Origin of the sequence: Escherichia sp. E4702 (assembly GCF_963883545.1) — a bacterium.
GTDB lineage: Bacteria > Pseudomonadota > Gammaproteobacteria > Enterobacterales > Enterobacteriaceae > Escherichia.
Genome location: NZ_CAWORF010000005.1, coordinates 63,599 through 75,432 on the forward strand (window position 1 = coordinate 63,599; position 11,834 = coordinate 75,432).

General features: G+C 51.4%; 8 protein-coding genes. 2 read left to right on the forward strand and 6 right to left on the reverse strand.

The features are described from left to right. Window positions 1-61: 61 nt before the first annotated feature. On the forward strand, window positions 62-1,981 hold the full coding sequence (gene ygfT / locus AACU94_RS01740; RefSeq protein ID WP_135488819.1) for a formate-dependent uric acid utilization protein YgfT: 1,920 nt from the start codon (window positions 62-64) through the stop codon (window positions 1,979-1,981). Next, window positions 1,981-2,469, forward strand: a complete 489-nt coding sequence (locus tag AACU94_RS01745) for a 4Fe-4S dicluster domain-containing protein (protein WP_135405584.1) — start codon at window positions 1,981-1,983, stop codon at window positions 2,467-2,469. The genes ygfT and AACU94_RS01745 overlap by 1 nt, the downstream gene beginning before the upstream one ends. Window positions 2,470-2,502: 33 nt before the next feature. Here the strand turns inward: AACU94_RS01745 and ghxQ are convergent, their stop codons facing one another. From ghxQ to ssnA, 6 genes are all read right to left on the reverse strand, one after another. Next, window positions 2,503-3,870, reverse strand: a complete 1,368-nt coding sequence (gene ghxQ / locus AACU94_RS01750; protein WP_130258063.1) for a guanine/hypoxanthine transporter GhxQ — start codon at window positions 3,868-3,870, stop codon at window positions 2,503-2,505. A gap of 36 nt (window positions 3,871-3,906) precedes the next feature. Continuing rightward, the gene (gene guaD / locus AACU94_RS01755; RefSeq protein WP_135488891.1) at window positions 3,907-5,223 is read right to left on the reverse strand and encodes a guanine deaminase; all 1,317 of its coding nucleotides are present in this window, start codon (window positions 5,221-5,223) and stop codon (window positions 3,907-3,909) included. A gap of 17 nt (window positions 5,224-5,240) precedes the next feature. Beyond that, window positions 5,241-6,641 carry a xanthine/proton symporter XanQ gene (gene xanQ / locus AACU94_RS01760; protein ID WP_135488820.1) on the reverse strand — a complete coding sequence of 467 codons (1,401 nt, stop codon included), beginning with the start codon at window positions 6,639-6,641 and terminating at the stop codon, window positions 5,241-5,243. 166 nt (window positions 6,642-6,807) lie between these two features. Beyond that, the gene (locus AACU94_RS01765; RefSeq protein WP_130221468.1) at window positions 6,808-9,678 is read right to left on the reverse strand and encodes a molybdopterin-dependent oxidoreductase Mo/Fe-S-binding subunit; all 2,871 of its coding nucleotides are present in this window, start codon (window positions 9,676-9,678) and stop codon (window positions 6,808-6,810) included. Next, window positions 9,675-10,454, reverse strand: coding sequence for a molybdopterin-dependent oxidoreductase FAD-binding subunit (ygfM, locus tag AACU94_RS01770; protein WP_130259390.1), 780 nt, complete (start codon window positions 10,452-10,454; stop codon window positions 9,675-9,677). The genes AACU94_RS01765 and ygfM overlap by 4 nt, the downstream gene beginning before the upstream one ends. A gap of 50 nt (window positions 10,455-10,504) precedes the next feature. Further along, on the reverse strand, window positions 10,505-11,833 hold the full coding sequence (gene ssnA, locus AACU94_RS01775) for a putative aminohydrolase SsnA (RefSeq protein ID WP_135488821.1): 1,329 nt from the start codon (window positions 11,831-11,833) through the stop codon (window positions 10,505-10,507). Window position 11,834: the final 1 nt, after the last annotated feature.

Consider the following 11,834-nt stretch of genomic DNA (forward strand, 5'->3'; position numbering starts at 1 on the left):
TGCCCGTTTATTGCATTGCGACATTTGAGAAGACATAACTCATCAAATGAAAGGGATGCAAATGAACAAGTTTATCGCTGCTGATGCTGCGGAATGTATAGGCTGTCATGCCTGTGAAATTGCCTGTGCGGTGGCTCATAATCAAGAAAACTGGCCGCAGAGTCATGGTGATTTTCGACCCCGTATCCACGTTGTTGGGAAAGGTCTGGCTGCAAATCCAGTGGCTTGCCATCATTGCAACAATGCCCCCTGCGTTACGGCTTGCCCGGTAAATGCCCTGACTTTCCAGCCCGATAGCGTGCAACTGGACGAACAAAAATGCATTGGTTGTAAAAGATGCGCAATCGCTTGCCCCTTTGGGGTAATTGAGATGGTCGATGCTATTGCGCAGAAATGTGACCTTTGTAACCAGCGCAATTCCGGCGCGCAAGCCTGTATTGAAGTCTGCCCAACCCAGGCGTTGCGGCTGATGGATGAGAACGGCTTGCAGCAGATGAAAACGCTGCGACAGCGCAGGACGGCGGAGGGAAAAGCATCGGAAAAACCACAATCATCGCGTCGCGAGGCATTGCTCCCTGTCACTCCACGCAAAGGGGCGGATAAAGTTACAGCAAGCGAGCGGAAGACCCACTTTGGCGAAATTTATTGCGGCCTTGATCAAAAACAAGCGGCGTATGAAAGCGACCGTTGTGTCTATTGCGCAGAAAAAGCCAACTGTAACTGGCATTGCCCGCTGCATAACGCTATCCCTGATTACGTCCGCCTGGTGCAGGAAGGGAAGATTATTGAAGCGGCAGAACTCTGCCACCAGACCAGTTCATTACCGGAAATTTGCGGTAGGGTATGTCCGCAGGACCGGCTTTGTGAAGGCGCATGTACTTTAAAAGATCACTCTGGCGCAGTCTCTATCGGTAATCTGGAACGCTATATTACTGATACTGCGCTGGCGATGGGCTGGCGTCCTGATGTCAGCCAGGTTGTTCCCCGCATAGAAAAAGTGGCGGTGATTGGCGCAGGACCCGCGGGACTGGGATGTGCCGACATTCTGGCGAGGGCGGGTGTTCATGTTGATGTCTTTGATCGCCATCCAGAAATTGGCGGTATGCTGACTTTTGGCATTCCTCCGTTCAAGCTCGATAAAATGGTATTAAGCCAGCGGCGGGAGATATTCACCGCAATGGGAATCGACTTTCATCTCAATTGTGAAATTGGCCGTGATATCTCTTTCAACGAATTAACGGCGGAATACGATGCTGTTTTCCTCGGCGTGGGGACTTACGGCATGATGCGTGCAGATCTGCCGCATGAAGATGCGCCGGGCGTCATTCAGGCGCTCCCGTTCCTGACTGCCCATACCCGCCAGCTTATGGGACTGCCGGAGTCTGAAGAGTATCCGCTGACGGATGTTGAAGGTAAACGCGTCGTGGTTTTAGGTGGCGGCGATACGACAATGGATTGTTTGCGCACTTCCATCCGCCTCAATGCTGCCAGCGTGACCTGCGCGTATCGCCGTGATGAAGTCAGTATGCCCGGTTCGCGTAAAGAGGTAGTCAACGCGCGCGAGGAAGGCGTTGAGTTTCAGTTCAATGTTCAGCCGCAATATATTGCTTGTGACGATGATGGGCGTTTAACTGCGGTGGGCCTGATTCGTACCGCAATGGGAGAGCCGGGACCAGATGGGCGCCGTCGTCCACGTCCGGTGGCGGGCTCTGAGTTTGAACTGCCCGCCGATGTTCTGATTATGGCGTTTGGTTTTCAGGCACATGTAATGCCGTGGTTACAGGGGAGTGGAATAAAACTCGATAAATGGGGCCTGATTCAAACCGGTGACGTCGGGTATTTACCTACCCAGACGCATCTGAAAAAAGTCTTTGCTGGTGGTGATGCGGTTCATGGCGCGGATCTGGTTGTCACTGCAATGGCCGCAGGAAGGCAGGCAGCGCGCGATATGTTAACTCTGTTTGATACGAAGGCATCGTGATGAAATCGTTAATTATCGTTAATCCGGCTGACTGTATTGGCTGCCGTACTTGTGAAGTAGCCTGTGTTGTCGCCCATCCGTCAGAGCAGACTTTAAATACCAGCTTCTTTTTGCCTCGCTTAAAGGTGCAGCGTTTGGATCGAATTAGTGCTCCGGTGATGTGTCACCAGTGCGAAAACGCGCCTTGCGTTGGGGCCTGCCCCGTGCAGGCGCTGACGATGGGTGAGCAGGTGGTGCAGGCAAATTCTGCCCGTTGTATCGGCTGCCAGAGTTGCGTCAGCGCGTGTCCGTTTGGGATGATCACAATTCAAATGTGGCCGGGAAATGTGCGGCCAGAAATCGTGAAATGTGACCTTTGTGAACAGCGGGAAGAGGGACCGGCTTGCGTTGCATCTTGCCCGACGCAGGCGTTGCAGTTGTTAACCGAAGGAGAACTCAGGCGAGTCCGCCTGCAGCGTATTGCTGCCAGCGGCAAGAATCCACTCTGACAAAACTCCGCGCTGTATGGCGCGGAGGTTCTTCTAGATAGCCCAGCCACCCGCGTAAAACGCGACCAGGGCGACAGTTATGATGACAGTACCAATATTGAGTTTGTTCCATTCGCGAGCAAAAACACGACCCACTACGAGAGTTACAAAGCCCAGCATAATGCCGGTGACGATATTACAGGTCAGGACGATAAAGACAGCGCAAACCAGGCCCGCCATCGCATCAATAAAGTCATTGAAGTCTAGTTTTGAGACGTTACTTAGCATCAGCAGACCCACGTACATCAGTGCGGGAGCTGTGGCATAACCGGGGATCAGAAACGATAACGGTGATAAAAACAGAATCAACAGGAACAGTAAGCCAACAATAGTCGCTGTCAGACCTGTTTTGCCACCCGCTGCGGTTCCTGCAGCAGATTCGATATAGACCGCCGCAGGCGCAGCACCCACCAGCCCAGAAAATATCGAGCTGACGGAATCGCTGGTCAGGGCTTTACCACCGTTGATTATCTGGTTGTCTTTATCCAGGAGATTCGCCTGACCGGCTACTGCGCGGATGGTGCCGGTGGCATCAAATACGGCGGTCATCACCAGTGCCAGTACACTCGGGAGAACTGTTGGTTGGAGTGCACCCATAATGTCGAGGCTGAAAATTAGCGACTTACCATCTTCTCCAGTCAGGCTCGGCATCGCCACCAGACCGTGGTATTTCACCGCGGGATCAAAGATTAAGCCGATTATCGAGATGGCGATAATTACCAGTAAGATCCCTCCAGGTACGCGGCACTTCTCCAGACCAAAAATTACCGCTAATCCCAGCAAGCTCATCATCACAGGGAAAGAGGTAAATGCCCCGAGCGCTACCGGTAAACCTTCAATCGGGTTTTTGATAACCATACCAACGCCGTTAGCTGCAATCAGCAGCAGGAACAGGCCGATACCGATGCCTGTTCCGTGGGCGATACCCATTGGTAAATTGCGTAAGATCCAGGTTCGTATACCGGTTACGGAGATGGCGGTGAAGATGAGGCCCATCAGGAAGACCGCGCCCAGTGCGACAGGAACGCTAATTTGTTGTCCGAGAACCAGACTGAATGCGGTAAATGCCGTCAAGGAGATGGCGCAGCCGATCGCCATTGGCAAATTGGCCCACAATCCCATCAGCAAGGAACCGAAGCCCGCAACCAGACAGGTGGCGACAAACACCGCGGCGGGAGGAAAGCCTGCTTTACCCAGCATTCCCGGTACGACAATAACGGAGTAAACCATCGCCAGAAATGTGGTTAAGCCTGCCAGAACTTCCTGGCGAACGGTACTGCCACGAGCGGTAATCTTAAAATAGCTATCCAGCGCGCCCTGTGGCTTTGGTGCGTCCGGTGTTTGTAGGATGTCTCCAGACATAATGATGTCCTCACGAGGATGTTTAAGGTTTTATTATTAGTTGCGTTCGTACACCAGACGACCATCAACGTAGGTGCGGTAGATCGAACGGTCATCGCCCAACGTCATCATCACGAACAATTTGTCGACTAAAGAAACAGAGTTGTCATAGCGCAGCTGCTGTAGCGGCGTGGCGGTGGGTTCCATCACCACGAAATCAGCCTCTTTGCCAGGTAAAAAGTTGCCAATCAAATCGTCAAGGCCCAGAGATTTCGCTCCGCCGAGCGTGGCCAGGTAAAACGCTTCATATGCCGAGAGGCGATAGCCTTGTAATTGCAACACTTTGTAGGCTTCGTTCAGCGTTTGCAGCATGTTGAAAGTTGTTCCGGCACCGATATCCGTTCCCATGCCCACTTTGACTTTCTTCTGCCATGCTTTTTTCAAGTTGAATAAGCCGCTGCCGAGGTAAAGGTTGGAGGTTGGGCAGAAAGCGATGCTGGATTTGGTTTCGCTGAGACGATCCCACTCTTTTTCTTCGAGATGGACGCAGTGAGCAAAGACGCAGTTTTTCCCTGTCAGCCCGTACTGATGGTAAACATCCAGATAACCATCATGTTCAGGATAGAGTGATTTCACCCAGGCAATTTCATCTTTGTTTTCACAGAGATGGGTATGTACCCACGTGTCTGGATACTCTTCTTTCAGGCGTTGTGCCATCGCCATCTGTTCAGGTGAAGATGTTGGTGCGAAGCGTGGCGTAATGGCATATAACAGACGACCATTTTTGTGCCAGCGTTCGATCAATTCTTTGCTTTGGTGATAGCTGCTTTCGGCAGTATCGAGCAGATAATCCGGTGCGTTGCGGTCCATCATCACCTTACCGGCAATCATGCGCATATTGATATGACTGGCGGCTTCAAACAGCGCATCAACGGATTGCGGATGGACGGTACCAAACACCAGCGCCGTGGTGGTTCCGTTACGTAAAAGCTGCTTGATGAAGAACGCCGACATTTCGCGGGCGTACTCTAAATCCTCATAACGGCGCTCAGTAGGGAAGGTGTGTTTATTCAGCCATTCCAGTAACTGCTCGCCATAGGCACCGACCATTTCACTCTGCGGATAATGGATATGCGTATCGACAAAGCCCGGTACAATCAGTTTGCCACGATAATCACGGACGCGAATGGTGTCCGGGATTTGATGCTTGCCCTGTTCCCATTCACCAAACCATTCCACTTTCCCCTGTTTAATGAGTAATAAACCATCCTCAATAAATCGCAGCGCAGAAGCGATCTCTTCTGGATTATCGACCGTACGGATGACATCAATAAAACTGCCTCGTACTGCTTTTAACGTGTGTTCCCCTGACATCATTGACTCCTTTACTGTTAATCCATTTCTTCCACTGAGGTAATACCCAGCAGAACGTTTTCCTGTCGGTAGCCACCAGGGAGGATAATATTTAATAAAATCGCAGTTAGGCCTCCGGCACAAATAGGATTTTCAACTAATACATATATTGAGGCGGGTAATATTTTAAAAATTTCGGGGTCATAAGAAACACCAAGTCCTAAACCTAAAGAAGTGGCGACAATAAGTGTTTCACGGCGCTTTAATCCGTTGGTAATAATGATGCGGATACCCGCAATGGCAATCATGGAAAACATCAACGTCATTGCACCACCCAGAACTGCCGAGGGAATAGTGGTGAAGAAGCCACCGATCACCGGAAATAATCCGAGGATAACCAGCATTACCGCGATGGTTCGCCCGACATAACGTGAGGCGACACCGGTCATCTGAATAACACCGTTATTTTGTGCAAACGTGGTTAATGGTAGTGAACCGACGGCGGAGGCGATAACCGAAACCAGACCATCTGCCAGCACGCCGCCTTTCAGGCGTGACTGATATTCTTCTCCCTGGATAGGGCGGCGGGAAACCATTGCTGTGGCGGTGATATCCCCTACTGCTTCCAGTACACTAAGCAGATAAATGGTGCCGACCACCAGGAACTGATGGAGGTTGAAATTAAATCCGTATTTGAAAGGATGGGGAATAGTAATGAGGGGGAGATTGCGTAAACTGCTGAAGTCCACCATGCCAAGGCATAATGAAACCGCATAACCCACGCACAAACCAATGGCGATTCCGCCCATACGTAGTAGCGGACTGCGACAACAGTTAAAGCCAATAACCACAATCAGCACCAGTAAACCAACGCCAAGGTGCTCGTAGTTGCCGAACGTGCCACTGCTCTTGGCGGCAAAACCACCGCCAAAATCAATAATGCCAACTTTAATCAGGCTTAAGCCGATCATCAGTACAACAATACCACTGACAGTGGGAGTAATTACTCTGCGTAAATAAGGAAGAATAAAAGAGGCTCCGACCACCAGAAAGGCGCCAACGAAGGAGACGCCGAGGAGTGACGACATGATTAACTCTTCATGAAAACCGTCGCTTTTCATGCTGCTACCCAGCGCAATCATGACTGTCACAAATGAAAAATTGACTGACTGAATAGAGAGTAAACCTGAACCTATAATTCCATAGCGATTTACCTGCAACCAGGTACCGATACCAGAAGCGATCATCGCCATAGAAACCAGGTAGGCAGTGGTTTCTGCGGAAAGTTGTAAGGCCGCCCCCACAATCAGCGCGGGTGTTACCATTGGGACGAAAATTGCCAATAGATGAGTAATGGCACCAACGATAGCCTGATGAAAAGGAGGGCGATCCTCCAGTTCAAATATAAGGTCAGAACCTGCATGGTTCATATCAGACATCCCTTCACTCCTTTATAAAGTAAATTTGATCATCTGAATCAGTAAAATAAATTCCCACGAATTTGGGGCGCAGGACGCCTTGAGAACGGCTTATCTCATTTTCGCAGTTACTAATTAGTTATCTTTAATACAAGGGAAACTGGCCGCCGAAGCGGCCATTTATTATTTATATTTTTTTCAGTGCGGTGAGTATTTTCTCCGGTGTGAAATGCCATTCGCGTAACCAAATGCCGCAAGCATCGTGAATTGCGGTAGCAATTGCCGGTGCTGCACCGTTCACGCCGATCTCCGATATCGATTTCGCCCCGAATGGGCCGACTTTATCGTCGCTCGGTACCAGCACGGCACGGAAATCACGCGGAATGTCACCAATTTTCGGTGCGCCGTAACTGCGTAAATCACGCGTTAACGGGTGTCCTTTGGCGTCATAAATGATTTCTTCGCTCATACTGTGGCCGATAGCACGCAGGGTGGCACCGTAGATTTGTCCCAACGCTAACTCTGGATTGACCGGTGTACCGCAGTCCAGCAAGGCGTAGAATTTATCCAGGCGGATTTCACCGGTACGTGTATTGACGGCCACTTCAGCGAAGTTTGCCCCATACGGGAAGGCGAAATCAGGCGTGATGTAACTGGCTGTTCCCACCAGTGAACCAAAGCCAGTACCGGTTTCGCCTTTATGGGCAATATCCCCGAAACTGACTTCACCTTTCTTGCCGCGCACAACGCCCGGCGTTGCCAGTTGAACATCTTCCAATGGCTCCCCCAACATTTGCGCGCCGTGGAAAAGGATTTTCTCGCGTAAATTTTCCGCTGCCATACGTGCGGCGTTGCCTGAGAAGCAAGTGCCGGACGAGGCATACGCGCCTTTATCAAACAACGCATGATCGGTATCACCGGAGATAACATGCACGTCCTGCGGTGGACAATGCAGCACTTCGGCCGCCAGTTTAGTTACTACAGTATCCAGACCCGTACCGATGTCAGCACCACCAGAATGGACGATAAATGTACCGTCTGATTCCAGTTTGATCATGCAGTTAGCCTGATCGATATCAGGGATGCCTGATTTCTGCATAATAATGGCGACGCCACGACCCACGCACCAGTCACCTTCCTGCGCTTTAGGTGAAGACCATTGGATCATCTCACGCCCCTGACGCAGGATCTCTTCCAGTGCGCAGCTGGCAGCAGAAGGAACGGAGGTCGGCGCTTTACCTTCGCCAATTGCGCCGAGAATCTTCAGCTCTTGCCCTTCGTGTACCCGGTTACGTTCGATAATTTCCAGCTGGTCGATCTGCAACTGTTCAGCCAGTTCTGCTAATGCCATAGTGATAGCGAAGTTACCTTTCGGTGCGCCATAACCCTGATAAGCACCATTTGGGCAGATGTTGCTGTAGTAGGTGGTGACCTGGAAATCGACGTTATCGCACGGATATAACGGCAGCGACAGCGCCGGTCCGTTACACGGTACGGTGAGTGAGTGGTTGCCGTAAGGACCTGTGTTGGCGCGGAAATCCATCTTCACTGCCGTCAGGCGACCATCTTTTTTGGCCCCCAGTTTGACGGTAACTTTCGCGACGTGACGAGAGGTGTTAGCAATAAACTCTTCTTCGCGGGTGTAGCGGAACAGTACCGGACGTCCGGTCACGCAGGTTGCCCAGGCGCACACTTCTTCCAGCAGGATGTCTTGCTTAGAACCAAAACCGCCACCTACGCGTTCTTTAATGACATGAACTTTATGTTGTTTCATGCCTACAAGGCGCGCAACCTGGCGGCGTAAGTGCCACGGTACTTGGGTGGAGGCATGAATAACCAGCCGATCGCCATCCATTCGGGTAAAGCAGATATGTGTTTCAGTCGGGCACTGCTGCGCCTGAGTTGAGTTATAGGTCCGCTCAATGATCACATCGGCGTCGGCAAAGCCTTTGTCCATATCACCAATATGACCATGAATACTGGCGGCGATATTTTTGCGAGGGCGAGAACCGATAGGGAAGTTGATGATCATATGCTCGCCGCGCTGGGCTGCATGGCTGTTATCGTCTTCCAGAGTATCTGGCGCACCAGCAACATACACCACCGGTTCATCGTGTACGACAGGCGCATCTTCCGCCATTGCCTCGTCAATCGACATTACTGGCTTAAGCACCTCATATTCAACGTCGATGAGCTTCAGTGCTTCGAGCGCAATTTCTTCACTTTCAGCGACGACCGCAGCCACGCGATCGCCGACGTGACGCATTTTCTTGCCGAACATACGGCGGTCAAGCGGTGACGGTTCCGGTGCGCTCTGACCACCAGGTGTGTAGTAGATATCCGGGCAATTCAGGTGAGTAATAACGTGAACAACGCCCGGTAAAGCCTCGGCTTTACTGACATCCAGATGAGTAATCAGTGCGTGAGCGTGTGGGCTACGTAACATTTTAATGACGCAGGCGTCAGCGGTTACGCGGTCTTCAACATAGCAGGGTTTCGCCTGCACCATTTTGGCAGCGTCGGTTTTCGGGTAATGTTTACCAATAACTTCAAGGTCATCGCGGAAAGTTGGGGCGATATCAATCGTAGCCTGTGGGTTATTTTTACGTGCAACCGCCAGTTCAATGACCTGGTAGTATTGCTGCCAGCCAGCATCGCGGCTGAACAGACCAGAAAGCGCGTCGTCGATCTCTTCGCGGGTTGGTGTGGCGATGCGATCGAGAAGATCGGTGATAATCAGAGCCGCAGCCGGATCGTTATAACCGGACTGCACCACGCCGACATCAACCATTGCCTGTTGAACCAGACTTAATTCATTCCATTTGCCTAAGGATTCAGTGGTGAGAATGTCTGCGTTTTCTAACTGTGCTGCTATCAACAGGGAGGCGTTAAGGATATTACCGTTAAAAAGAATCGCGTCAGAACCGGCAAAACCGAAGCCATCATCACTGTTGCGCACAGAGTGCATACCCATGCCAAACAACAGCTTTTGCACATTCTCACCAGGATTGGCCTTTAGCTCCTGGGGCGCACCATTTAAAGTAAAGTGGATATTCATACGGCTTCCTCCCCAGCCTGTTGGCAGTCGGCATACAGGTCGGCTACCAGAACTCCCGTGATATAGCGTTTATAGGCTACGCTGCCCCGCAAATCTTCCTGCGGGAAAATGGCGTTGGCGACAGCCTGTTCAAGTGCATAGCCTTCCAGATTTTGTTTTTCGACATCGTGCAGACGCAGTGCTTTACTGGTGACGCCATCCAGCGCAATTCGCATACCGTCGTGGTCGGTTAACGCTACGGCTGCCGTCACTACCGTTAATCCAGCCTGGGAACGGCTAATTTTGCGAGTCGCACAGGTGCGGTACGGATCTTTAATGATGATTTCGGTTAGCAGGCGATCGCATGGGCAGGCCAGGTACTCTTCGATGGACAGTGTTTCACCATTGCCAAAAACCAGTTCAGCATCCAGAGCCAGCAGAACGGGAAGCAACACTGATTCTTCCTGCTGGGCGGCGATTTCGCCACCAATAGTCGACTGATTACGAACATGGCGAGAGTAAACAAAACCGAGTGCTTCGCGCAGTGCCGCAGGAATAAAGCGCGCATCACGCAGTGGCTGTAAGCGAGACATTGCACCAATACGCAGTGCGCCGTTATCCCAGTCAACCCAGTCCAGTTCCAGATCCTGTAAGGAAATGGCAATCTTTTTATCGGTGCGGGTTGGCGTGGCGTTAAGTTTGCTGCCGCCGGCAAACCAGACGGCTTCATCCTGGTAGCGGCGCTTCAGTTCCAGCGCCTGTTCGACAGAGTCGGGCCTGAAAAATTGTTCAATCATCTTCTTTCCTTATTTAACCCTCTTCCCGGAAGGAAGAGGGTTTTTGTCATTTATGCCAATGCATCCATACGACGCCACATACTGGCAGCGGCTTTTCTGGCTTGCGCATAAATGGAATCGCAATCGAAGTTAAACTGACGATCTTCATAGACCATCACGCCGTTGACCATCACGCTGTGAACGCTGCCTGACCCCATACCAAAGGCGATATGTCCGGCAATATTTTCTGCCAGCAGCGGCGTCGGCGAGTTGTAATCGCAAATGGTTAAATCTGCTTTATAACCGGCTTCCAGGAGGCCAAATTTCGCGCCAAAGTTGCGGCTTATCAGTTCGTTGCCGTTAGTCAGGGCTTTGGCAAAACTGTCAGGCCATAGCGGACCACCCGCATCGCGATGTTTAAAGAAGGCAAATTTCATCTCTTCAAACATGTCTGAACCAATGCCGTCGGTTCCCAACGCCAGATTGCGGATGTCGCTAAGGTGATGGTTGTAGCCGACGTGGTTGTTCATGTTGGAACGGGCGTTATGCACCAGGAATGCATCGCGCTGATTGAGCAGAGCAATATCTTCTTTCGACAAATAAAGTCCGTGAGCAACCAGCGTTTTGCTGTCGATGAGATCGTATTCTTCCAGCCGTACCAGCAGGTCTTTGCCGTACCAGTGGTGACTGTGAGAAACGTCGTAAAGGTCTTCAGCGGCGTGAATATGCAAACCACGGCCTGTGGCTTTCACGGCTTCACGCAGCATTTCCAGACCGGCATCCGGCACGGTAAATGGCGCGTGAGCACCGATATGAGCTTCCACCAGATACGGCTCGGTTGCCGCTTTCTTCGCCTCATCAATCTGACGGGCGAAGCGGATATTTTCCTCTACCCCTTCCTGCAGCTCTTTGATGCCGTTGTTACGGTCGGTAGTTTCAAAACAGGTCATCGCGCGCAGGCCAACTTTTAAAAATGCGTTGCGCAATGTGGAGAGCGACCCGCCGATATACGCCGGAGAGGCATGGTGATCGATAACCGATGTACATCCGCTCTTAATCGCTTCCAGGGAACAAATCAGTCCGCTGTAGTAGAGAGATTCTTCATCAAGGGCGCGATCGAGCCGCCACCACAGGTTTTTCAGCGTCGAGATGAAGTCCGGGCAGGGGGCGATGTTTGCCATAATTCCGCGGGAAAGCCCCGAGTAAAAATGGTTGTGCGAGCAGACAATCCCCGGCATTACAATCCGACCATGCATCTCTTTGTAGCTGGCTTCAGGGTAGCGGCGTGTCAGGGCGTTGCCGATAGCGATAATCACATCATTTTCGATGGCGATATCGACGCCTTCCTGCACTTTCGCCGGGTGTAGCTGTACTGCGGTGACATTCTTCAGAATCAACATG

Coding starts and splice junctions, on each gene's coding strand:
- ygfT (WP_135488819.1), top strand. CDS start 62: ATGAACAAGTTTATCGCTGCTGATGCTGCGGAATGTATAGGCTGTCAT.
- AACU94_RS01745 (WP_135405584.1), top strand. CDS start 1,981: ATGAAATCGTTAATTATCGTTAATCCGGCTGACTGTATTGGCTGCCGT.
- ghxQ (WP_130258063.1), bottom strand. CDS start 3,870: ATGTCTGGAGACATCCTACAAACACCGGACGCACCAAAGCCACAGGGC.
- guaD (WP_135488891.1), bottom strand. CDS start 5,223: ATGTCAGGGGAACACACGTTAAAAGCAGTACGAGGCAGTTTTATTGAT.
- xanQ (WP_135488820.1), bottom strand. CDS start 6,641: ATGTCTGATATGAACCATGCAGGTTCTGACCTTATATTTGAACTGGAG.
- AACU94_RS01765 (WP_130221468.1), bottom strand. CDS start 9,678: ATGAATATCCACTTTACTTTAAATGGTGCGCCCCAGGAGCTAAAGGCC.
- ygfM (WP_130259390.1), bottom strand. CDS start 10,454: ATGATTGAACAATTTTTCAGGCCCGACTCTGTCGAACAGGCGCTGGAA.
- ssnA (WP_135488821.1), bottom strand. CDS start 11,833: ATGTTGATTCTGAAGAATGTCACCGCAGTACAGCTACACCCGGCGAAA.